The sequence below is a fragment of the Serratia sp. M24T3 genome (assembly GCF_000257645.1).
Lineage (GTDB): Bacteria > Pseudomonadota > Gammaproteobacteria > Enterobacterales > Enterobacteriaceae > Rouxiella.
The window spans coordinates 108,659-132,700 of record NZ_AJHJ01000010.1 but is presented as its reverse complement, the minus strand read 5'-3'; the positions used below and the strand labels follow the sequence as shown (position 1 = coordinate 132,700).

Genomic DNA, 24,042 nt, shown 5'->3' with positions numbered 1-24,042 from the left:
GTAAAATCATGAAATACTCATTAGGTGCCCTGCTTTATTACTGGTCAAAAACTGAAGTTGAGGCGTTTTATCAGGCAGCAATAAACAGCGCTGCGGATATTATTTATCTTGGCGAGAACGTCTGTAGCAAGCGGCGAGAAATGAAGGTCGCTGACTGGTTGAATTTGGCTAAACAGCTGAACGGCAGTGGCAAGCAGGTGGTCATTTCAACACTGGCGCTGTTACAGGCTCCTTCTGAGCTGACCGAGCTCAAGCGCTATGTCGAAAACGGTGATTTTTTGGTTGAGGCCAATGATATTGGCACCGTTAATATGCTGGCAGAACGCAGGCTGCCGTTTGTCGCAGGCCACGCGCTCAACTGTTATAACGCCGTTACTCTAAACATTTTGCTCAAACAAGGGATGACTCGCTGGTGTATGCCGGTAGAGCTTTCCCGAGACTGGCTGGCTCAGGTGTTGAGCCAATGTCAGGAACTCGGCATTCGCGACAAATTTGAAATTGAAGTGTTGGCTTACGGCCATTTGCCGCTGGCCTACTCGGCGCGCTGCTTTACTGCTCGCGCTGAAAATAGCGCCAAGGATGACTGTAAGACCTGCTGCATAAACTATCCGCTGGGCAGAAAGGTATTATCTCAAGAAAATCAGTCGGTGTTTGTGCTTAACGGCATCCAGACGCAGAGTGGATCCTGCTATAACCTCGGCAACGATCAGCTGACGATGCAAGGGCTGGTGGATATTGTCAGGCTTTCACCGTTGGGATTAAACACGCTCGAGGTACTGGCTGATTTTCGCGCCAATGAGCACGGTCTACATCCTTTGCCGCTGACTTCGGATCTGGACTGCAACGGCTATTGGCAAAACATTGCCGGGCTGTCGCTGTCGCAGTAGATGCGACTGTCCGCTTTAAGCCGGTGTAACGTTAATCATTTTTCAGCGGTTTTTTACGATGCAGTAGCGAATGTAATTTACCGCTGTCACGCAGGATACCCAGACCGATCCCCGCCAGCGTGTATCCAATGCACAGCAACAGCAGCACAATGACATCGCCACCAACTTCGCTAAACGGTAACCCCATCTGATTGACCCCCGCTATTGCCTTGGTCGCCCATGTCGAAGGCAGTAATGATGACACCACGCGCACCCAGCCGGGCTGGGCCTGCAGCGGCCAAATGGTGCCGGAAAGATAAAATACCGGCATGGTAATAAATGACAGCGTCAGGTAGATCATTTCAACCGAGCGCAGGCATTCAGTCACAAACTTGCCTACCCCGAGTACTGCCAGTACAAATGGAAAAGTCAGCGCGATAATTTCTGGGATGCTGGCAGTTTGCCGATATCCCAGCACCCACGGCCACAAGACGAACAGCACGATCGACAGAAATAGCCAAATGGGTACTAATGCCGACAGAGCTCCGAAAAATGCCGGTAGTGCCGGTTTGCCCTCTGGCGCGCTTTTCATGGTGATGTTGACCCTGACGCTGGCGATCAGCAGCGAGTGCTGCAACAGCATCACCAACAGCCCGGGGAAAATGATCGCCGCAAAGCTGATCCCCGGATTAAACAGGTCTAGCGTCTGGCCAACCATGGGTTGCAGTAGCACGTTGGCCTGTCGGGTACTGAATCCGCTGGCCAGCAACGTTTGGGTATTATATTGCGACAGCAGACTTTGATAGGCGGCCACAACGTCCTGCTGGATCTGCCCGTTAGCCAGTCGATTGGTGGCGTCACCATAAACGGGTATCACAATATCTTCGCCCGCCAGAATCTTCTTCTCGAGATCGATAGGCATGATCACCACGGCAAACAGCTTGCGCTCACCTAAATCACGGCGCGCTGCGGGAATGCTATCGTAAGCTACAGTCGTGATCTTTGAGGTGGCATCAAGATCGCGGGTCAGTAAACGGCTGGCACTGCTGTGATCTTGGTCAATCACCGCGACCGGGAGATCCCATACCGTGCGATTGGCATAAACAGTGCTCATCAGGCACAGCGAAACCAGCAGCATCATCCACATCGGCTTCTCGAGCATTCCGTGCAGAGTATGTGTGAAGGTATGCCAGTAGATAGAAAATCCTTCGCTACGCGTCATTTCCCTGGCTCCTGTTTTTTCAAACGCATATAGAGCTTTTTATGCACTAACAGCCCGGTAATTAGCGGGTAGACCAGCAAAATAGCGCAGACGCTTAAAATCTGGCCGCTGGGAACCTGGCGCAGAAAAACGTCAAACATGGCGTTGAGGGCATGAGTTAATGGCTCGATTTCAGAAATGATTCGTGCAGGCAACGGCATCGACAGTTCAGGCACCGCCATACCAGAAAAGGTCAGCGCCAGGCCAACGAAGATAGCCATCATCGTGTAGGCAGTAATGGTGGTGCTGGTAAAAGTAAACAGCAGCAATCCGAGGCTTTGTGCGGAGATAACGTAAAAGAAGGCGATGATCAGCATATCCAGCGGATTACCGCTAACACGCGCATCAAACACTCCGACCAGTAAGGCAATTTCTACCATCAACAATGCCGTAAAGCACAGTGTATAAGGCGCAAGTTTGCCCAGCAGCCCGAAGGTAAATGATGGCGCGGCAATTAGCGGCTGGCTGCGAGCCATGACATAAATCATGCAGGTGACGGTAAAAAGTTGCAGCAGATGGATGGTTGCGGCGAACTGTTGATAGTAAATGTAGCTACCGCTGGCGTTAAACAAACTGCCATATGAGAGATCGACGCTGGCCATAGACGGCACGGTTTTACCAATCTCGGCGGCGATGATGCTGCGATAGCTGGTGTTCAGTTCGGTTATCAGTCCGCTGAAATCCTGCGTCGAATAGAGGCCCGCGCCATAAAACAAAGCATTGTAATACAGCACGACACTTGGCTGACGACCGGCCAGCACATCGGCCTCGAAACGTGGGGGAATGTAGAGCAACGCGTAGTCTTGAGCAGTGCGCAGGCGATGCTCGGCTTCTGGTAAACCTCCGGCGTAGGCTTCAACGTGAGCGTGCGAACCAGCATCCAGCTTACGGGTCAGTTCTTTGGAGAGTTTACTGTGGTCGTTATCGACCACTGAAACCGGCAAATCCAGCAGCGTACCTTCGGAGAAGTTGCTGGCTATCAGCGCAAACAGGATCAGCGGGAAACACCAGCACAACCAGTGGATCACCGGCTGTCGAAATGCGTGGTTAGCCTCACGGTTGAATGAACGACTGAAACAGCGCCATGCGGCTTTGGCTCGATGAGTTGCGTGGGCCATTAGTGGCTCGCTTTCCACTGCCACAGCGCACTCATGCCCTGCCGTAACCCTGCAACGGGCTGCAATGGATAGAGCCTGACCTCAAAAGTTTTTAAATCGAAATCACCGGTCGCACGAGTTGCCCGTTTAGTCGCGTAGTCTCCGAGGGGCGCAATGTAGCGGATTTCGGCCTGCACCTCTTTGTTGCCAATACCCGGCACTCGCAGGGTAATTTTGTCCCCCTTACGGATGCCAGCCACGATATCTTCACGCATATTAAAGACAAAATAGGCAAGCGGCAGCTGCACCAGAGTCAAGAGCGGGCTATCTGCGCTTTCTAGTTCGCCGACTTCGGTTGGAATTGGCCCCACTTCTCCGTCAACCGGTGCCTTGACTTGCAGATCGTCGGTTTGCGCTTTCAGTTCCAGCAGATTTTCTTCAGCGGCGCGCAGCTCGGCGGCATAGACATCGCGCTGCTCAATACGGTCGCCGTTAAGCCCTTCATCAAGATTTGCTTTGGCGACCTGGACCTGTTGGAAGGCACTGTCGCGAGATTCACGCGAGTCTTCCAGATCAGAAGCTGAAATATAGCCTTTAGCGGCAATACTCGCATTTCGATTATACAGATCACGGGCGTTTACATACGCCGCCTGCGACTGTGCCAGCGTAGCTTTCAGATTACGAATGCTCTCCTCACGCGTTCCGTTCAACGAGAGATCCAACTGAGCCTTGGCCTGATCGCGCGAGGCCTGCAGGGATCGCAACTGGGCCATCAGCTCGGGGCTGTCGAGAGTAATCAGCAACTGCCCGGTTTTAACATCATCCCCGCGCTGCACGTGACGCTCTATAATTCTGCCTTTGGCTTTCGACGCGACGATCACCTCAGGGGCATCGACCTCACCCTGCAATAATAAAGACTGATTACTGGCGCGAAACAATACGGCAAGAGAGATAAAAACAGCGACCAAAAGTAACGTGAGCAGGACTCTTTTATTCATCTTTCTCTTACCTTTTAACCTATTTAATGTGTCTATTTTTAGCACATAATATAGTAGTCGATAAGGCATTGAATTGTGCATGGTTACTACAGAATTCGCCCATTTAGAACGATCTACCGCTCAAATAGCGTATTCAGGCGGCAACAAATGATTAATACTGATTTTTATCATTAGCTGGCAAAGATTTAACTTTCGTCAGAGATTACAAGGTGAATAAAAATATGTCTGAAGCGAACGCTAATAGCATTGCTGTACCTTTCTCTGTGCTCGATCTCGCCCCGGTCCCTCAGGGCAAGTCCCCGGCAAACGCTTTCCAGTGCTCTCTCGAGCTGGCACAACATGCCGAAAAATGGGGCTATCAGCGTTACTGGCTAGCCGAGCACCATAACATGACCGGTATTGCCAGTGCGGCAACCTCAGTGCTGATTGGCTTTATTGCCGCCGGTACCAAAAGTATTCGCATTGGATCAGGCGGTGTGATGCTGCCAAACCATTCTCCTCTGGTGATCGCCGAGCAGTTCGGCACGCTGGCTACGCTTTATCCTGACCGTATTGATCTCGGTTTGGGTCGCGCGCCGGGTACCGATCAACGCACAATGATTGCTTTGCGCCGGAATATGTCGGGGGAGATTGATAACTTCCCGCAGGACGTGCAGGAGCTGCAATATTATTTCGACGACGTTAAGCCCGAACAACCGGTGCAAGCCGTGCCTGGTCAGGGGCTTCACGTGCCAATCTGGTTACTGGGTTCAAGCCTTTACAGTGCTCAACTGGCCGCCGCGCTGGGCCTGCCTTTTGCCTTCGCTTCACACTTTGCCCCTGACATGCTCTATCAGGCGTTAGCGATTTATCGCAGCAAGTTCAAGCCTTCCGCTCAATTGCAAAAACCGCATGCGATGGTATGTATCAACGCCATTGCTGCCGATACTGACGAAGAAGCACGCCGGATGTTTACCTCCAACCAGCAACAGTTTATCAATCTGCGTCGTGGTAAACCGGGCAAGCTGCCGGCTCCGGTCGACAATATTGAAAGCCTGTGGGCGCCGCAGGAACGTTTTGGCGTCGATCAGGCTCTTCGCCTGTCGGTAGTGGGTAATAAAGAAACTATTCGTCAGGGCCTGCAGGCAATCCTGCGTGAAACTGACGCCGACGAGCTGATGATTAACGGACAGATTTTTGATCACACAGCGCGTTTGCACTCGTTCGAAATTGTTTCACAGCTGCAGGGTGAAATAGTAAAACCGGCACGCATCGATTAAACGTTGCCGTTTTCAGCGTATAAAAAAACCAGCCCGAGGGCTGGTTTTTTATTGCTCATCTATCACACGCCTCGCGGCCAGATAGATTATGCGTCGGTAGTGCGACGTGGGGTACGGCTTGGTGGACGACGATCGCCCGCTGCCGAGTTACCGCCTTCACGACGCTCACCGTTAAATGGACGGCCACGGCCTGCGCCAGCACCTGCTCCACCTTCACGACGATCACCGCTGAAAGAACGCGGAGCACCGTTACCGCGACGCTCACCGCCAGCACCGGCTGGACGCTCACGACGATCGGACTGTGGTACTGCATCGCCCATCAACTGCATGTTCATCGGCTTGTTCAGGATACGGGTACGGGTGAAATGAGACAGAATTTCGCCCGGCATACCTTTAGGCAGCTCGATAGTTGAGTGGGTACCGAACAGCTTGATGTTACCGATGTAACGGCTGCTGATATCGCCTTCGTTAGCGATAGCGCCAACGATGTGACGAACTTCAACACCATCATCACGGCCAACTTCAATGCGGTAAAGTTCCATTTCGCCAGCGTCACGACGTTCACGACGTGGAGCGCCATCACGCGCAGGACGATCGCCATCACGTGCCGGACGGTCGCCGCGAGCAGGACGGTCACCACGAGCCGAGCGATCACCACGGTCAGCACGATCTTCAAATTCGCGACGCGGTGGACGGCTTTTGAAGATTGGGTCAGCGGCAACAATCAGAGGACGTTCGCCCTGAGCCATTTTCAGCAGTGCTGCGGCCAGAGTCTCAACATCCAACTCTTCTGCAGGTTGCAGTTGAGCCAACAGCGCACGGTACTGATCCAAATCGCTGCTTTCAAGCTGCTGCTGAACTTTAGCGGCAAACTTGGCCAGACGGCGTTGACCCAGCACTTCTGCAGTTGGCAATTCCACTTCTGGAATAGTCAGCTTCATGGTGCGTTCTACGTTGCGCAGCAGGCGACGTTCGCGGTTCTCTACGAACAGCAAAGCGCGACCAGCACGGCCTGCACGACCGGTACGGCCGATACGGTGAACGTAAGATTCTGAATCCATTGGGATATCGTAGTTAACAACCAGGCTGATACGTTCAACGTCCAGACCACGTGCTGCCACGTCGGTTGCAATCAGAATATCCAGACGGCCATCTTTCAGACGTTCCAGAGTCTGCTCACGCAGAGCCTGGTTCATGTCGCCGTTCAGTGCTGCAGAGCTATAACCACTACGCTCCAGCGCTTCAGCTACTTCCAGAGTTGCGTTTTTGGTGCGAACAAAGATGATAGCTGCGTCAAAATCTTCTGCTTCCAGGAATCGAACCAGTGCTTCGTTCTTACGCATACCGTGCACAGTCCAGTAACTCTGGCTGATGTCAGGGCGAGTAGTGATGCTCGACTGGATGCGAACTTCCTGTGGATCTTTCATGAAGCGACGAGTAATACGACGAATCGCTTCTGGCATGGTTGCAGAGAACAGCGCGGTCTGATGTTCAGCCGGGATCTGCGCCATGATAGTTTCTACGTCTTCGATGAAGCCCATACGCAGCATTTCATCGGCTTCGTCGAGCACCAGGCCGCTCAGGTTAGAGAGGTTCAGAGTGCCACGTTTCAGGTGGTCAAGCAGACGACCAGGAGTACCCACAACGACCTGTGGACCCTGACGCAGAGCGCGCAGCTGCACGTCATAACGTTGGCCGCCGTACAGTGCAACAACGTTCACGCCGTGCATGTGTTTAGAGAAATCGGTCATCGCTTCAGCAACCTGAACCGCCAGTTCGCGGGTTGGTGCCAAAACAAGAATTTGTGGTGCTTTCAAAGAAGCATCAATGTTGTGCAACAGTGGCAGCGAGAATGCTGCAGTTTTACCGCTACCGGTCTGAGCCATACCCAGAACGTCACGGCCGCTCAACAGGTGAGGAATACACTCAGCCTGGATCGGTGATGGTTTTTCGTAACCCAGATCGGTAAGGGCAGAAATGATCGGAGCAGACAGCCCCAGGTCAGCAAAAGAGGTTTCAAGCTCAGTAGTCATGTACACGTGCCTCATTAATAATGGCAGCCAGTCTACATAACTCGTCGAGAAAATTTTCAGTCATTTTCATTGAAAAGTGTGAACCGGCTCAAATTAGTTTATAAAACGAACAAAGCAACCCTCGCCCGTTAAGGCGATTAAAAATGGCATAGGCCATGGTTAATCAGGCTGATTAGTGTCGTCAGCTATTGCTGGTCCGATTCTGATAGGTCGTCTTGCTCTTGGCCCAATAGCGCCAATTCCAACAATGCATAGCGGTGCTCAACAAAGTTGTGGACATTGTTAGCTACCGTCAGTTTGAACAGAGCAGAAGCGCTGTCCTTGTCCCCCAGACTTAGGTAATGCTTACCTAAATAGAAGTCAGTTTCACTGAGATGCTCAGCGAGCGAAGTGTTATCCGTTGCTTCTGCCTTCAGGCGGTCCATCAGCGTGGATTCGCTGATTTTGCCAAGGTAGAATTCGACGATATTCCATCCCCATTGCCCTCTGTCCGCTTTGTCATAACGCTGCTGGAGCGCTACTTCGGCATTCTTGGGATTGATTTCTCTTTCCACAAGATATAGCCATAACGAACGGAAGGGATCATTTGGATCGTCTCGATAAAACGCCTGCAAATCATCCTGCGCTAGCGGATATCTGCCACCGTAATACAGGGCGATACCGCGATTTAAACGCGCGTAATTGTAAGTTGGATCAAGCTCTAGTACAGAATCAAACGCTTCATAGGCGGCATCGTAGTTGCCGGCCTGCGTTAGGTAAATCCCCAGGTAGTTAAAAACTTCTGGCATATCAGGACGAATAGACAGCGCTTGTGAAAAATCATTTCGCGCCAGTGCTCTTAGCCCAAGACTATCATACAGCACACCGCGCTCATATAATAGCTGTGCGCGCTCATCATCTGTTAATGAACGGCTGGCAAGTATTTGTTCCATTCGAGCCAGGATAACTTCCTGCTGCAAAGTTGGCTGCAGCGGGATCGCCAGCACCTCGTTTTTGCGCCAGTCATGGTTGCTGCATCCTGCCAACAAAAGTGTTGTCGCAACATAACAACAGCGCAAGAAAGGCTTCATTTCAACTCCCGAAGACAAACATTGGACAAACTTCCTGTTATCCGCTTGCTTAGCATAAGTGCTTCCTGCACTCATGATACGAACAGCCCCCGGCAGAAATACCGGGAGACTGTAAACTACAGGTTACAGATTACTCTGCTGCTGGCTCAGCTGAATCTTCAGATGGCGTGGTCGCTTCTTTAATACTCAAGCGCACACGGCCCTGACGATCAACTTCCAGAACCTTAACCGGTACTTCCTGGCCCATGGTCAGATAGTCAGTTACTTTCTCTACGCGTTTGTCAGCGATTTGAGAAATGTGAACCAGACCTTCTTTACCGCCACCGATGGCAACGAATGCGCCAAAGTCAACGATACGGGTAACTTTACCCTGATAGATGCGGCCAACTTCGATTTCAGCAGTGATCTCTTCGATACGACGGATAGCGTGTTTCGCTTTCTCGTTATCGGTTGCAGAGATTTTCACGGTGCCGTCATCTTCGATTTCGATGGTAGTGCCGGTTTCTTCGGTCAGCGCACGGATTACAGAACCACCTTTACCGATGACGTCTTTGATTTTGTCAGCGTTGATTTTGATGGTGTGAATACGTGGAGCAAACTGAGAGATATCGCCGCGAGATTCGCTGATTGCCTGGTTCATCACGCCCAAAATGTGCAAACGTGCACCTTTGGCCTGGCTCAGGGCAGCCTGCATGATTTCGCGGGTGATACCCTCGATTTTAATATCCATTTGCAGAGCAGTGATACCTTCGCTGCTGCCTGCTACTTTGAAGTCCATATCACCCAGGTGGTCTTCGTCACCCAGAATGTCAGACAGAACAACAAAGTTTTCGCCTTCTTTAACCAGACCCATCGCGATACCCGCAACGGCGGCTTTAATCGGCACACCTGCATCCATCAGGGCCAGTGATGCGCCACAAACAGAAGCCATTGAAGATGAACCGTTAGATTCGGTGATTTCAGACACTACACGCACGGTGTACGGGAAATCTTCGAATTTAGGCATTACTGCCAGCACACCACGTTTCGCCAAACGGCCATGACCGATTTCGCGACGCTTCGGTGAACCTACCATGCCGGTTTCACCAACAGAGTATGGAGGGAAGTTGTAGTGGAACAGGAAGGTGTCAGTTTTGGCACCCATCAGTTCGTCAAGGTTCTGTGCATCACGGGTAGTACCCAGAGTTGCAGTAACCAGAGCCTGAGTTTCACCACGGGTGAACAGTGATGAACCGTGAGTACGTGGCAACACGCCAGTACGAACGTCCAGACCACGGATCATGTCTTTTTCACGGCCATCGATACGCGGTGCGCCACTCAGAACACGGCTACGCACAACGTTTTTCTCGATTGCGCCCAGCAGATCGGAGATTTCGCCAGCGTCCAGCGTTTCGTCTTCAGACAGCAGGGAGGCAGTCACTTCGTCTTTGATCACGTTAACGCGAGCGTAACGCTCTTGCTTGTCGGTGATACGGTAAGCGTCGCCCAGCAGCGCTTCAGATTTAGCAGCAATGCGAGCGTGCAGCTCGGCATTAACAACTTCTGGCTGCCAATCCCACTTAGGTTTGCCAACTTCTGCAACCAGTGAGTTGATTTCATTGATAACGATTTGTTGTTGATCGTGACCGAATACGACTGCGCCGAGCATTTGCTCTTCGCTCAGCACTTCAGCTTCGGACTCAACCATCAGAACAGCGCCCTGAGTACCGGCAACGACCAGGTCCAGTTTGCTTTCCAGCAGTTCGTCAGCGGTTGGGTTCAGAACGTATTGGTTATTGATATAACCCACGCGTGCAGCACCGATTGGGCCATTGAATGGAATACCAGACAGGCTCAATGCCGCAGACGCACCAATCATCGCAACGATATCTGGGTTAACCTGCGGGTTCAGGGAAACTACAGTGGCAATAACCTGAACTTCATTCAGGAAGCTGTCTGGGAACAGTGGACGGATTGGACGGTCGATCAAACGAGAAGTCAGAGTCTCGCCTTCGCTTGGGCGTGCTTCACGACGGAAGAAACTGCCCGGAATTTTACCGGCAGCGTATGTACGCTCCTGGTAGTTTACAGTCAGAGGGAAGAAACTCTGGCCTGGTTTAGCTTTTTTCTGGCCAACCACGGTAACGAATACCGCGGTGTCATCCATGCTAACCATAACAGCAGCAGTGGCCTGACGAGCCATCATACCGGTTTCGATGGTCACGGTATGTTGACCGTATTGGAACTTACGAACTGTCGCTTTAAGCAATGTAATATCCTTTTCTGGTGACGCGCAGCTGTTATGACAGCAGTTCACGTCATTATATTCTGAACTTCACACTACATCCTCGCGACTAATGACAATCCTTAACCCGCCCATTGGGATTAAAGTCTCTCATTAGCCGCGCGAACCTCTGTAACGGAAGATCTCGCTATCGAACACTTTGTTTTTAAAACTCTACTTTTTTATAAGACGTAATTTATAACACTTCGTTTATAAAACTTCATTTATAAAAAAGTAGCGTAGAAACAACAGTAATGACAACTTTGCAATTTACCGTCGCCTCCTAGAATAAAGGGGCCAACTTGGCCCCTTTACACTGAAACTCGCTAACTTAGCGACGCAGACCAAGACGTTCGATAACGCTGGTGTAACGTGCTACGTCTTTACGCTTCAGGTAATCCAGCAGCTTACGACGCTGAGAAACCATACGCAGCAGACCACGACGGCTGTGGTGATCTTTTTTGTGCTCGGAGAAGTGACCTTGCAGATGGTTAATCTGAGCAGTCAACAGAGCAACCTGAACTTCGGTAGAACCGCTGTCGTTAGTACCACGACCGAAGTCTGCAACGATTTGAGCTTTAGCTTCAACGCTTAGAGACATAATGAACTCCAAAATATTATAGATTAATTAAACGGGCGCCGATCTCTAATTCAGCTACCCCATGCATAAGCTGCGCTATTCTACTCTTTGATATGCCCGATCGCAACATGAGCAACACTGTGTTAACTACGAGTCGGATATCTCCGACACGGGTTCTACTCAGAGTACTCTACAACCAGGCGCTTAGGAGCAACGCGGCCTTGATCATCGATTTCACCTACACCAATGAACTTACGCTCTTCGCCTTCGGTCATACGAACCAGACCGGAAAGCGGTGCGCCAGAAGCCTGTACCGGTTGACCCTGCTTAACGTAGCCAGCGACAACGGGTAACAAATTGACTTCAGGAAAATCTTCACACGGACTATCCATCGGCAATAACAGCGGATCGAGCAGCAAGCGCGGTTCGATACCTTGTTCTTCAGCCTCGGCAATCAACGCGTTAAGCTGATCCATGGTCACCATGCGTTCAAACGGGTAAGTCGCGACCTGCAGGCGTCGCAGGAAAGTCACATGCGCACCGCAACCCAGCTTTTCACCGAGGTCATCAACGATGGTGCGAATATAGGTGCCTTTAGAACAGTGGATCTCCAGCTCGACTTCCTCGCCGTCCCAGCGAATGAACTGTAGTTCATAGACGGTAATGCTGCGCGACTCACGCGGAACTTCTATTCCTTCACGCGCGTACTCGTACAGTTTACGGCCCTGATATTTCAATGCGGAGTACATCGAAGGAATTTGCTGCGTTTCTCCGCGAAAACTTTCCAGCGCGGCATCAAGCTCGGCGGCGTTAAAAGTCACTGCTCGCTCTGAAATGATCTGGCCTTCGGCATCAGAGGTATCAGTACGCTGGCCCATGCGAGCAATCACGCGGTAACGTTTATCGGAGTCGAGCAAAAACCGTGAAAACTTGGTCGCTTCCCCGAGGCACAGCGGCAGCATGCCGGTGGCTAGAGGGTCCAATGCACCGGTATGACCCGCGCGATTGGCGTTGTAAAGGCGTTTTACCTTTTGCAACGCATCATTGGACGACAGACCCAGTGATTTATCCAGTAACAGAACGCCGTGAATGTCACGACCGCGGCGACGTGGACGACTCATTAGGATTCCTCGTCGTCGCCTGCTGCGGAACGACGTTCAGCATCGTTCTTAACAACATTGGTCACCAGGTTAGACATACGCATGCCTTCTACCAGGGAGTTGTCGTAGGCGAAGGTCAACTCAGGAACAACGCGCAGGCGCATTGCTTTACCGATGAGGGTACGAATAAAACCCTGTGCATCTTGCAGGGCCTTGATACCGTTTTTAACGCGGTCAGGATCCTGTGGCTCGCTGGTCAGAACGTCCAGGAAAGTCACGAAAACCTTGGCATAGGCCAGATCACGAGAAACTTCAACACCGGAAACGGTCGCCATGCCAACGCGCGGATCTTTGATTTCACGCTGCAGGATGATGGCGATTTCTTTTTGCATCTCTTGAGAGACGCGCTGGGTACGGCTGAATTCTTTAGCCATAATTTCTTACTCCAAACTTTTTACTTCAACCATGCATCAGACAAATAAGGGGGCGCAAGGCCCCCCAATGGTTCTGACTGTATACCCGACGATCCGGGTTAGATCGAAACGTTAAGCGATAGTACGTTTGATTTCGATGATTTCGAAGACTTCGATCACATCGCCAGGACGTACGTCGTTGTAGTTTTTAACGCCGATACCACATTCCATGCCGTTACGAACTTCGGCAACGTCATCTTTGAAGCGGCGCAGGGATTCCAGCTCGCCTTCATAGATAACCACGTTGTCACGCAGAACGCGGATTGGGTTACTACGTTTGATCATACCTTCAGTAACCATACAGCCTGCGATTGCGCCAAATTTCGGTGACTTGAACACGTCACGAACTTCAGCCAGGCCAATGATTTGCTGTTTGTACTCTGGTGCCAACATACCGCTCATCGCCTGTTTGACTTCATCAATCAGGTTATAGATTACGGAGTAGTAACGCAGATCCAGGCTTTCATTTTCAACGACGCGGCGAGCAGAAGCATCGGCACGAACGTTAAAGCCAAGGATGATAGCGTTAGAAGCAGCAGCCAGCGTTGCGTCGGTTTCGGTGATACCACCTACGCCCATGCCCACAATTTTGACTTTAACTTCAGCAGTTGACAGATTCTGCAGCGCATCGGAGATCGCTTCGCAAGAACCCTGTACGTCTGATTTCAACACGATGTTCAGTTCAGAAACTTCACCTTCGGTCATGTTCGCGAACATGTTCTCCAGTTTAGATTTCTGCTGGCGAGCCAGTTTAACTTCGCGGAATTTGCCTTGACGATACAGCGCAACTTCACGGGCTTTCTTCTCGTCACGTACAACGGTAACTTCGTCACCCGCAGCCGGAACGCTGGACAGACCCAGAACTTCGACAGGGATAGAAGGACCCGCAGAGGTAATGTCGAGACCCATTTCGTCACGCATCGCACGAACACGGCCGTATTCGAAGCCACAAAGGATAATGTCACCTTTGTTCAGCGTACCTTCCTGAACCAGTACGGTAGCCACTGGGCCACGACCTTTATCAAGGAAGGATTCGATAACTACACCGCTTGCCATACCAGTGCGCACAGCTTTCAGTTCGAGAACTTCAGCCTGCAGCAGGATGGACTCAAGCAGATCGTCGATACCGGTACCCGCTTTGGCAGAAACGTGGATGAACGGAGATTCACCGCCCCACTCTTCTGGCATAACGTTGTACTGAGACAGCTCGGTTTTAACGCGATCCGGGTCAGCATCTGGCTTGTCGATTTTGTTCACTGCAACCACGATTGGCACGCCGGCAGCTTTCGCATGCTGAACGGCTTCTACGGTCTGTGGCATCACGCCATCGTCCGCAGAAACAACCAAAACAACGATGTCAGTCGCTTTGGCACCACGAGCACGCATTGAAGTAAACGCGGCGTGTCCCGGGGTATCGAGGAAGGTGATCATGCCGTTTTCGGTTTCAACATGATAAGCACCGATGTGCTGAGTAATACCACCTGCTTCGCCAGCCGCTACTTTCGTTGAACGAATGTAGTCGAGCAAAGAGGTTTTACCGTGGTCAACGTGGCCCATGATGGTCACGACCGGCGCACGAGGCTCGGCAGCAGCCGAAGCACCGGTATCACGGTCGCTCATCAGCGCTTCTTCCAGCTCGTTTTCACGACGCAGGATAACTTTATGGCCCATTTCTTCAGCAACCAGCTGAGCAGTTTCCTGATCGATAACCTGGTTGATGGTGGCCATAGCGCCCAGTTTCATCATGGTTTTGATGACCTGAGAGCCTTTAACTGCCATTTTATTTGCCAGTTCGGCAACGGTAATGGTTTCGCCAACGACAACGTCGCGGTTAACAGCTACTACAGGCTTGTTGAAGCTCTGTTGCAGGGTGCTTGGCTTACGCTTACCTTTACCACCACGACCAACTGCACGGGCTTCTTCGCGATCGGCTTTGGATTCAGACAGTTTATTGCCTTTCTTCTGCTTAGTCGCTTTGCCACCACGAGTACGGGTGCGGCGCTCGCCTTCAACTTTGGCATCGTTCTCATCTTCTGCAGCACGAGCGTGCTGTGAAGTGGTCACATGATAGTCCGCAGTTTCGGCTTCGCTTGGTGCAGGAGCTTCAGTCCAAACGCCTGAGTCAGCCATTTTACGTGCTTCTTCAGCAACGCGTTTAGCGTTCTCTTCAATTTTACGCTGGGCTTCTTGTTCCGCTTTGCGCTTAAGCTCTGCGGCTTCAGCTTCACGGCGTGCTTTTTCTGCCTGAGCTGGCTTGGTTACTTCGTCGGTATGTTGATTCGTCACTTTATCTTTTTCCGCTGCGTCACGCTTAGCTTTATCAGCGGCCTCACGTTTGGCTTGCTCAGCGGCTTCACGTTTAGCTTTTTCCTGAGCGGCCGCTTGCTGCGCCTGCTCTTGTGCTACACGCTGAGCCTGTTCTTCCGCTTCACGCTTTGCCTGCTCTTCCGCTTCGGCCTGGGCAAGTTCTGCCTCGGTCATATCACGTTTAACATAAGTGCGTTTCTTGCGGACCTCGATTTGCACCGATTTACTCTTCCCGCCGGTGCTCGGAACATTAAGTGTACTACGCGTTTTGCGTTGTAACGTCAGTTTGTTTGTCGCATTCGAATTTCCACCATTCAAATGCGCCAGCAAAGTTTCTTTTTCATGCTGGGTGACAGAGTCAGCTTCCGACTTGTCTATCCCTGCGTCAGCAAATTGCTGTACCAGGCGATCGACCGGAGTTTGAATCTCCGCTGCCAGCGATTTTACGGTTACATCTGTCATGCTGTTCCTTCCTGCTACAGTTTATTACGCATTGTCGCCAAACCAACAGATATTGCGTGCGGCCATGATTAACTCACCAGCCTTTTCGTCATTAAGACCTTCAATATCTGTCAGATCGTCAACACCCTGCTCGGCAAGATCTTCCAGCGTGCAAACACCGATTGCTGCCAGTTTAAACGCCATGCTGCGTTCCAGTCCTGCAAGATTCAGCAGGTCTTCAGCAGGCTTGTTGTCACCGAGACTTTCTTCCTGTGCAAGGGCCAGGGTGGTCAGCGCTTCTTTCGCACGTTCGCGCAGCGCATCTACCGTGTCTTCGTCCAGACCATCGATTTCTAGCAACTCGTTCACCGGCACATAGGCCAGCTCTTCGAGGGTTGAGAAACCTTCTTCAACCAGAACAGTCGCGAAATCTTCGTCGATTGCCAAATACTTGGTGAAGGTTTCGATTGCAGCATGCGCCTCGGCCTGATGTTTGGCCTGCAGATCGTCTGCCGTCATCACGTTCAGTTCCCATTTGTCATCGCCACGATGCTGCTTCAAAAGCTGGGAGGCTAAACGCACGTTTTGGCCGTTGCGGCCAATCGCCTGTGCCAGGTTGCTGGCTTCAACGGCGATATCCATGGTGCACTTGTCTTCATCAACAACGATTGACGCGACATCTGCCGGCGCCATGGCGTTGATAACGAATTGCGCAGGATTGTCATCCCAAAGGATGATATCGATACGTTCACCGCCCAGTTCACTGGAAACGGCCTGAACGCGCGCACCGCGCATACCGACACAAGCACCGACAGGGTCGATACGCTTATCGTTGGTTTTAACTGCAATCTTGGCGCGTGAACCCGGATCGCGGGCAGCGGCTTTGATTTCAATTAATTCTTCGCCGATTTCTGGTACTTCGATGCGGAACAGTTCAACCAGCATCTCGTTACGTGAACGGCTAACAAACAGTTGAGCACCGCGAGCCTCAGGACGCACAGCGTAAAGTACGCCGCGAATACGGTCACCCGAGCGGAAATTCTCACGAGGCAGCATGTCTTCGCGCAGGATAACGGCTTCAGCATTACTACCTAGATCCAGGGCGATGCTGTCACGGTTAACTTTTTTGACTACGCCGGTGACTATCTCGCCTTCCTGTTCGCGGAATGCATCGACCACCATAGCACGCTCGGCTTCACGTACTTTTTGTACGATAACCTGTTTGGCAGTTTGCGTGGTGATACGGTCAAAGGTGACAGATTCGATTTGATCTTCGATGTAGCCACCCAATTCAATGGATGGATCTTCGTATTGAGCAGCTTCGAGCGTGATTTCACGGGTCGGTTGGGTCACTTCATCTACAGCTACCCAGCGGCGGAAGGTGTCAAAGTCGCCGGTTTTACGGTCGATGGTGACGCGAACTTCGATTTCCTGCTCGTATTTCTTTTTGGTTGCTGTCGACAATGCAGTTTCCAGCGCTTCAAAAATTTTCTCGCGCGGGAGGGACTTTTCATTCGAAACTGCTTCAACAACAGCCAGAATTTCTTTATTCATCCTAGTTGCCTCATCCTAACTTTAAAAGTGGGGTACCAGGTTCGCCTTCTGGATGTTGCTCAGTGCGAACACTTCGTCTTTCCCATCCACCGTAACCGTGATCATTTCGCCTTCGACAGCCTTGATTATTCCCTGCCACTTGCGGCGGTTCTGCATAGCCATACGCAATACCACGCTGACTTCATCACCGATGAAACGTTGATAATGTTCTGCGGTGAACATAGGGCGATCGAGGCCCGGGGAGGAAACTTCCAGGTTATATGCAACGGTAATCGGGTCTTCTACTTCGAGTACAGCGCTAACCTGGTGGCTGACATCAGCACAATCATCAACGTTGATCCCGTCTTCACTATCAATATAGATGCGTAGTGTCGATTGGCGAGCTCGAACGAACTCAATACCTACCAGCTCGAAACCTAATGCTTCGACTGGTGCTGAAATCATCTCTGTTAATTTTTGTTCTAATGTGGACAAGTCCACCCCCAAGACATAAAAAAAGGGCCTAATAGCCCAGTGATTCTGTTGCCAAATAACAAAAAACCCCGATAAATCGGGGCTTTATGCAACTGGACCCTATTTGCCGCATGGCGGCTTCGGTGCACTTTCAAAAGGATTTTTTTCAAATGGATACTCGTAAGCACCAGGGAGATACTAGCAGTATATTTGAAAACAAATACTTGAGGAAAGTGGTTGCGGGGGCCGGATTTGAACCGACGACCTTCGGGTTATGAGCCCGACGAGCTACCAGGCTGCTCCACCCCGCGTCCGAAAACAACGTAACGCGTACATATTGTCGCGACTTGATGCCGCAAAATACTACGCTGATAACCGCAAGAATGCAAGTCATCAAAAGATTGGTACCGAGGACGGGACTTGAACCCGTAAGCCCATTCGGGCACTACCACCTCAAGGTAGCGTGTCTACCAATTCCACCACCTCGGCACTCTTTTTTTCACAATCGCGCTTACTGTCCGAGTAATTGCAATTGTTTAAAACTCTTTGCTTCTAACTTACTAATCTACTTCAACTACTGGTCAGCAACTTACTTAGGAATATCGCTGCTTGGGCCTGTTGGTGCGGCCGGTGCAGTTGTCTGCTCAGTTTTTGCTGGCTGACTCAGGTTTTCCCACTCGCTGCCTTTTTGGCTTTTATTGGTGCTCATGTTCCCCAGAATCAAACTAATGACGAAGAACAGCGCCGCCAAAATAGCCGTCATGCGGGTCATAAAGTTACCGGAACCGCTCGAACCGAACAATGTGCCTGATGCACCTGCTCCGAAAGAGGCTCCCATATCTGCACCTTTACCTTGCTGCAGCATAACCAGACCGACAAGGCCGATTGCCACGATAAGGAAAATCACCAGAAGAGCATCGTACATAGTTGTACCTGTATCCTTGCGGGTTCACCGCGTGCTAATTGCTTCTCACCAGCTTCTTACTATGATTAGCCGTAGGTCTTCAAGGACCTACTGAAGCGGGTGTGAATACTAACCAAACCGTTATGCTCGTGCAAGAGCAATTTTCACCTTCGCGTTCGATTGCGGAAAAAAGCGACAAAAGCAGCTATTTAGCACCTTTTCCGGCGAGAACTTGAGCAACACGGTTCCCATTGAAGTAAAGAAAAAAACTTCGACGACATGGGACTTCATGCCGCCCTTAACTTATTTAAACTGTTTTAAACCGCTTTTACCGCTTCGGCAATACGATTAGCCAGGCTTTCTACCAGTGCAGCATCTTCGCCCTCTACCATCACGCGAATCAACGGCTCGGTGCCCGATTTACGCAACAGCACACGCCCCTTACCTGCTAGCTGATTTTCTACCTCGGCGGTGATGCGTTTCACCTCGACATCCTGCAACGGATCGCCCTCGCCGGAGAAGCGCACATTAACCAGAATTTGCGGCAACAGTTTCATACCACTACAAAGGTCATGCAGGCTCATGTGGTTACGCACCATTGCTGTAAGCACTTGCAAACCAGCGACAATGCCGTCACCGGTGGTGGTTTTGTCGAGCAGTATGACGTGTCCGGAGTTTTCTGCGCCAGTGCGCCAGCCTTTTTCCTTCAGCTTCTCAAGCACATAGCGGTCACCTACTTTGGCACGAGCAAATGGAATACCTAACTGTTTAAGTGCCAGTTCCAGCCCCATATTGCTCATTAGCGTGCCGACAACGCCGCCGCGTAGCTGCCCCTGGCGCAGTGCCTCACGAGCGATGATGTAGAGAATTTGGTCGCCATCGACCTTGTTTCCCTGATTGTCGACCATGATGATGCGGTCGCCATCGCCGTCAAATGCCAGGCCAAGATCGGCTTTTTCTTCAAGCACGCGTTGCTGTAGGAGGGTGACATCGGTCGCTCCACAGCCTTCATTAATGTTCATGCCGTCGGGCTCACAGCCGATGGCAATCACCTTCGCCCCCAACTCACGCATTACGCTTGGGGCGATGTGGTAAGTTGCGCCGTTGGCACAGTCGACCACAATTTTTAGGCTGCTAAGGCTAAGTTCGGCAGGAAAAGTGCCTTTACAGAATTCGATGTAACGCCCCGCGGCATCGACGATGCGGCTGGCTTTACCCAATTCGGCCGAGTCAACGCAGGTCAGCGGTTTTTCCATCTCGGCTTCGATCGCTTCTTCTACATGGTCAGGCAGCTTGGTGCCGTCAGTAGAGAAGAACTTAATGCCGTTATCGTAAAATGGATTATGCGATGCGGAGATAACGATACCTGCCTCGGCGCGGAAGGTACGCGTCAGATAGGCAATTGCCGGGGTCGGCATAGGGCCTGTAAACGAAGCAGAAAGGCCGGCAGCCGCCAAACCCGCCTCAAGCGCCGACTCCAGCATATAGCCAGAAATACGGGTATCTTTGCCAATAATGACTTTTCCTGAGCTGTGGCGAGCCAGGACTTTACCTGCCGCCCAACCGAGCTTCAGTACAAAATCAGGCGTAATCGGGGTATCGCCAACCTTGCCACGAATGCCGTCTGTACCAAAGTATTTACGGTTGCTCATAATTTTTCTTCATCCCTTCTTAGCTGAAAGTGTTGCTTCGACGATACGCATGGCCTGCACCGTTTCCCTGACGTCATGCACGCGTACAATTTGTGCACCCTGCATGGCGGCAATAACGGCACAGGCTACACTGCCTGCGAGGCGTTGTTCAGGAGAAACGTGCAACAGTTGGCCAATCATCGATTTTCTCGACATTCCGACGAGTAGCGGTAAACCAAAATGATGAAACTCAGCCAGTCTGGCTAGTAACTCATAGTTATGATTTAAATTCTTACCGAAACCGAAGCCCGGGTCGAGCAACAATTTCTCTTTCGCAATACCGGCATCAATGCACTGGGCAATATGTTGCACAAAATACTGGTCGACTTCAGCCACTAAATCGCCATATTGCGGCGATTGCTGCATTGTTTTTGGATCGCCCTGCATGTGCATCAGACAAACTGGAAGCCCGCTCGCAGCCGCTGCCTGCATCGCACCCGGCTCTTGCAGCGAGCGGATATCATTAATCAGATGTGCGCCAGCATGGGCAGATTCGCGAATCACCGACGCCTTTGAAGTATCGACCGACAGCCATACGTCAAAGCGTTTTGCCAGCGCTTCTACCACCGGAACTACCCGCGATAACTCTTCGTCATCACTGACCTCGGCAGCACCCGGACGCGTCGACTCGCCACCAATGTCGAGAATGGTAGCACCAGCATCGACCATTTCATGGGCATGCTTAATCGCCAGTTCGAGGCTGTTATGGCGTCCGCCGTCAGAGAAGGAGTCAGGTGTGACGTTGAGGATCCCCATAACCTGAGGAAAAGCAAGATTCAGAGTGCTGCCGTTTGCGGTGAGCTGCATGGTGATATTCCTGTCAGTTTGTTCTAATACGCAATGCTTTTTGTTCGCTGTACTGTATCGGATCAGCATAAAAAAACCCCGGTCGAAGCCGGGGTTTTATTTTAGTCAGTACAGACTGCCGAAGCAAAGGCTGTCATCAGCTGCTTACTTGCCGCTGAACTGCTCGCACATCGTATTGCCCGGGTTAGGCGTACGTGGCTCGTCAACTGGCGTTGGCGCTTTAGGCGTACCGTTGTTACTGTCATCTGAACCGGTGCTGGTTGCAGCATCCCACCCTGCTGGCGGACGAACGACATCTTTGCGGGTCATCAGATCGTCGATCTGCGGGGCATCGATGGTTTCGTACGTCATCAGCGCTTTAGTCATGCTATGCAGGATATCCATGTTGGCATCCAGAATCTCACGAGCACGCTTGTAGTTGGTTTCGATTAACGACTTAACTTCCTGGTCGATAATACGCGCAGTTTCATCAGACATGTGCTTGGCTTTCGCCACTGAACGACCCAGGAACACTTCGCCCTCTTCTTCTGCATACAGAAGCGGACCCAGTTTCTCGGAGAAGCCCCACTGAGTGACCATGTTGCGGGCAATCGAGGTAGCAACTTTGATGTCGTTAGACGCACCGGTAGAAACTTTACCTGCACCGTAGATAATCTCTTCAGCCAAACGACCGCCGTAAAGCGTGGAGATCTGACTTTCAAGTTTTTCACGGCTTGCGCTGATTGCGTCGCCTTCCGGCAGGAAGAACGTCACACCCAATGCGCGACCACGAGGGATGATGGTTACTTTATGAACCGGGTCATGACCCTTGTCTTTCAGTAACCAGCCAATAATGGCATGACCCGCTTCGTGATACGCAGTCGATTCTTTCTGCGCTTCGGTCATCACCATGGAGCGACGTTCTGCCCCCATCATGATTTTGTCTTTGGCTTTTTCGAACTCGACCATCGACACCACGCGCTTGTTGCCACGTGCCGAGAACAGCGCCGCTTCGTTGACCAGGTTCGCAAGGTCAGCACCAGAGAAGCCTGGAGTCCCGCGTGCAATTACCGCTGCATCAATATCTGGAGACAGTGGAACGCGACGCATGTGGACTTTCAGGATCTGCTCGCGACCGCGGACATCTGGCAAGCCAACCACAACCTGACGATCAAAACGACCTGGACGCAGCAGCGCCGGGTCAAGCACGTCTGGACGGTTAGTTGCAGCGATAACGATAATACCTTCGTTACCTTCGAAGCCATCCATCTCAACCAGCATCTGGTTCAGGGTTTGCTCACGCTCATCGTGACCACCGCCCAAACCGGCACCGCGCTGACGACCGACCGCATCGATTTCATCAATAAAGATGATGCACGGTGCAGCTTTCTTGGCCTGTTCGAACATGTCACGCACACGAGATGCACCAACACCTACGAACATTTCAACGAAGTCGGAACCTGAAATGGTAAAGAATGGCACCTTGGCTTCACCGGCAATGGCTTTCGCCAGCAGGGTTTTACCGGTACCTGGCGGGCCCACCATCAGCACGCCTTTAGGAATTTTACCGCCCAGTTTCTGGAAACGGCTTGGCTCGCGAAGGTAATCTACCAGCTCGCTCACCTCTTCCTTGGCTTCGTCACAACCTGCAACGTCGGCAAAAGTGGTCTTGATTTGATCTTCCGTCAGCATGCGGGCTTTGCTCTTGCCAAAGGACATCGCACCCTTGCCACCGCCGCCCTGCATTTGCCTCATAAAGAAGATCCAGACCCCTATCAGCAACAGCATCGGGAACCAGGAAATAAAGATAGATGCCAGCAGGCTCGGCTCTTCAGGCGGCTCACCAACAACTTTCACATTCTTCGTCAACAGGGTATCCAGCAACTTAGGATCGTTGACAGGGATGTAGGTCGTGTATTTGTTACTGTCTTTCTTGGTAACGTCAATCTCACGTCCATTAATGTGTGCTTCACGAATCTGATCTTGGGTCAATTCGGACATGAAGGTAGAATAATCTACCCTACGGCCATTAGACTCGCTGGGCCCAAAGCTCTGAAATACAGACATCAATACAACCGCGATGACTAACCAGAGAATCAGGTTCTTCGCCATGTCACTCAAGGGATTAACCTCATATTACAACTGTGTTAACAAACAGCGTTAGGGTACTACGACTTTCGCCCTGTCGCTACGATGTACACTTCTCGGGAACGAGCTCGGGAAGCGTCTGGCTTACGAATCTTAACCTTCGTAAACAGGGAGCGAATTTCCCGCAGGTATTCATCAAAACCATCTCCCTGGAACACCTTCACCAGGAAACTTCCGCCTGGTGCCAGCACATCTCGACACATATCCAGCGCTAACTCAACCAGATACATCGATTTTGGTATATCGACTGCCGGAGTACCACTCATATTCGGGGCCATATCGGACATGACCACCTGAACTTTGCTTTCTCCTACTCTGTCGAGCAGGGCTTTGAGAACTAACTCATCACGAAAATCGCCCTGAAGGAAATCAACACCTACGATGGGATCCATAGGCAGGAGGTCCAAAGCGATGATACGCCCTTTATTGCCGATTTGCGTCACTACGTACTGTGACCATCCGCCCGGTGCAGCACCTAAATCAACCACGGTCATACCCGGTTTAAACAGCTTGTCGCCTTGCTGTATTTCATCAAGTTTAAACCAGGCACGGGAGCGCAGCCCTTTTTTCTGTGCTGCTATCACATATTTATCGCTAAAGTGTTCCTGCAACCAGCGACTGGAACTTGCAGAACGCTTTTTATTAGACATTATTTAGTAACCATATAGTTTTCAAACTACCCTGAGTAGAGCCCTAACAACAAGCTCTTAGCGTCGTTTAGTCTATGGCTAAGTCGTCTTCGCACTTAACTCGGATGC

Annotated in this window: 20 protein-coding genes and 2 tRNA genes; 2 read left to right on the top strand and 20 right to left on the bottom strand. The window is 51.3% G+C overall.

What is annotated here, in order from left to right:
• Positions 1-8 precede the first annotated feature (8 nt).
• Complete coding sequence (locus tag SPM24T3_RS10860) at positions 9-887, top strand: U32 family peptidase (protein WP_009636798.1); 879 nt, start codon at positions 9-11, stop codon at positions 885-887.
• Positions 888-918: 31 nt separating this feature from the next.
• Here the strand turns inward: SPM24T3_RS10860 and SPM24T3_RS10855 are convergent, their stop codons facing one another.
• From SPM24T3_RS10855 to SPM24T3_RS10845, 3 genes are read right to left on the bottom strand one after another with little or no spacing between them, the layout of a single operon-like run.
• Positions 919-2,088 (bottom strand): ABC transporter permease, encoded by a 1,170-nt coding sequence (locus tag SPM24T3_RS10855; RefSeq protein WP_009636797.1) that lies wholly within the window; start codon positions 2,086-2,088, stop codon positions 919-921.
• Positions 2,085-3,245 (bottom strand): ABC transporter permease, encoded by a 1,161-nt coding sequence (locus SPM24T3_RS10850; protein ID WP_009636796.1) that lies wholly within the window; start codon positions 3,243-3,245, stop codon positions 2,085-2,087. The genes SPM24T3_RS10855 and SPM24T3_RS10850 overlap by 4 nt, the downstream gene beginning before the upstream one ends.
• On the bottom strand, positions 3,245-4,222 hold the full coding sequence (locus SPM24T3_RS10845) for an HlyD family secretion protein (protein WP_009636795.1): 978 nt from the start codon (positions 4,220-4,222) through the stop codon (positions 3,245-3,247). Before SPM24T3_RS10845 ends, SPM24T3_RS10850 begins: the two co-directional genes overlap by 1 nt.
• 221 nt (positions 4,223-4,443) lie before the next feature.
• Here SPM24T3_RS10845 and SPM24T3_RS10840 point away from each other — a divergent pair, with 221 nt between their 5' ends.
• Positions 4,444-5,481: a luciferase-like monooxygenase gene (locus SPM24T3_RS10840; protein WP_009636794.1), complete on the top strand. Its 1,038-nt coding sequence runs from the start codon at positions 4,444-4,446 to the stop codon at positions 5,479-5,481.
• An 86-nt stretch (positions 5,482-5,567) separates the two neighbouring features.
• On the opposite strand, the gene SPM24T3_RS10835 is transcribed toward SPM24T3_RS10840, so the two are convergent.
• From SPM24T3_RS10835 to rlmE, 17 genes are all read right to left on the bottom strand, one after another.
• Complete coding sequence (locus SPM24T3_RS10835) at positions 5,568-7,514, bottom strand: DEAD/DEAH family ATP-dependent RNA helicase (RefSeq protein ID WP_009636793.1); 1,947 nt, start codon at positions 7,512-7,514, stop codon at positions 5,568-5,570.
• Complete coding sequence (gene yrbN, locus SPM24T3_RS26145) at positions 7,504-7,578, bottom strand: protein YrbN (protein ID WP_223499600.1); 75 nt, start codon at positions 7,576-7,578, stop codon at positions 7,504-7,506. The genes SPM24T3_RS10835 and yrbN overlap by 11 nt, the downstream gene beginning before the upstream one ends.
• Before the next feature lie 121 nt (positions 7,579-7,699).
• Positions 7,700-8,584, bottom strand: a complete 885-nt coding sequence (nlpI, locus tag SPM24T3_RS10830) for a lipoprotein NlpI (protein ID WP_009636792.1) — start codon at positions 8,582-8,584, stop codon at positions 7,700-7,702.
• A 130-nt stretch (positions 8,585-8,714) separates the two neighbouring features.
• Positions 8,715-10,832 carry a polyribonucleotide nucleotidyltransferase gene (pnp, locus tag SPM24T3_RS10825; protein ID WP_009636791.1) on the bottom strand — a complete coding sequence of 706 codons (2,118 nt, stop codon included), beginning with the start codon at positions 10,830-10,832 and terminating at the stop codon, positions 8,715-8,717.
• Positions 10,833-11,178: 346 nt separating this feature from the next.
• Positions 11,179-11,448 (bottom strand): 30S ribosomal protein S15, encoded by a 270-nt coding sequence (rpsO, locus tag SPM24T3_RS10820; RefSeq protein ID WP_009636790.1) that lies wholly within the window; start codon positions 11,446-11,448, stop codon positions 11,179-11,181.
• 155 nt (positions 11,449-11,603) lie between these two features.
• Positions 11,604-12,548: a tRNA pseudouridine(55) synthase TruB gene (gene truB / locus SPM24T3_RS10815; protein WP_009636789.1), complete on the bottom strand. Its 945-nt coding sequence runs from the start codon at positions 12,546-12,548 to the stop codon at positions 11,604-11,606.
• Entirely contained in the window at positions 12,548-12,961 is a 414-nt protein-coding gene (rbfA, locus tag SPM24T3_RS10810; protein ID WP_009636788.1) for a 30S ribosome-binding factor RbfA, read from the bottom strand. Before rbfA ends, truB begins: the two co-directional genes overlap by 1 nt.
• A gap of 111 nt (positions 12,962-13,072) precedes the next feature.
• Positions 13,073-15,769, bottom strand: coding sequence for a translation initiation factor IF-2 (gene infB / locus SPM24T3_RS10805; protein WP_009636787.1), 2,697 nt, complete (start codon positions 15,767-15,769; stop codon positions 13,073-13,075).
• Between the two features lie 24 nt (positions 15,770-15,793).
• Positions 15,794-17,302, bottom strand: a complete 1,509-nt coding sequence (gene nusA, locus SPM24T3_RS10800; RefSeq protein WP_009636786.1) for a transcription termination factor NusA — start codon at positions 17,300-17,302, stop codon at positions 15,794-15,796.
• A 21-nt stretch (positions 17,303-17,323) separates the two neighbouring features.
• On the bottom strand, positions 17,324-17,776 hold the full coding sequence (rimP, locus tag SPM24T3_RS10795) for a ribosome maturation factor RimP (RefSeq protein WP_009636785.1): 453 nt from the start codon (positions 17,774-17,776) through the stop codon (positions 17,324-17,326).
• Positions 17,777-17,989: 213 nt separating this feature from the next.
• Positions 17,990-18,066, bottom strand: a tRNA-Met gene (locus SPM24T3_RS10790).
• Positions 18,067-18,157: 91 nt separating this feature from the next.
• A tRNA-Leu gene (locus SPM24T3_RS10785) sits at positions 18,158-18,244 on the bottom strand.
• A 100-nt stretch (positions 18,245-18,344) separates the two neighbouring features.
• Positions 18,345-18,680, bottom strand: a complete 336-nt coding sequence (gene secG / locus SPM24T3_RS10780; protein WP_009636784.1) for a preprotein translocase subunit SecG — start codon at positions 18,678-18,680, stop codon at positions 18,345-18,347.
• Between the two features lie 296 nt (positions 18,681-18,976).
• Positions 18,977-20,311 (bottom strand): phosphoglucosamine mutase, encoded by a 1,335-nt coding sequence (glmM, locus tag SPM24T3_RS10775; RefSeq protein ID WP_009636783.1) that lies wholly within the window; start codon positions 20,309-20,311, stop codon positions 18,977-18,979.
• 9 nt (positions 20,312-20,320) lie between these two features.
• Complete coding sequence (gene folP, locus SPM24T3_RS10770; protein WP_009636782.1) at positions 20,321-21,157, bottom strand: dihydropteroate synthase; 837 nt, start codon at positions 21,155-21,157, stop codon at positions 20,321-20,323.
• A 144-nt stretch (positions 21,158-21,301) separates the two neighbouring features.
• Positions 21,302-23,248, bottom strand: a complete 1,947-nt coding sequence (gene ftsH, locus SPM24T3_RS10765) for an ATP-dependent zinc metalloprotease FtsH (protein ID WP_009636781.1) — start codon at positions 23,246-23,248, stop codon at positions 21,302-21,304.
• 56 nt (positions 23,249-23,304) lie between these two features.
• Positions 23,305-23,934: a 23S rRNA (uridine(2552)-2'-O)-methyltransferase RlmE gene (gene rlmE, locus SPM24T3_RS10760; protein WP_009636780.1), complete on the bottom strand. Its 630-nt coding sequence runs from the start codon at positions 23,932-23,934 to the stop codon at positions 23,305-23,307.
• Positions 23,935-24,042: the final 108 nt, after the last annotated feature.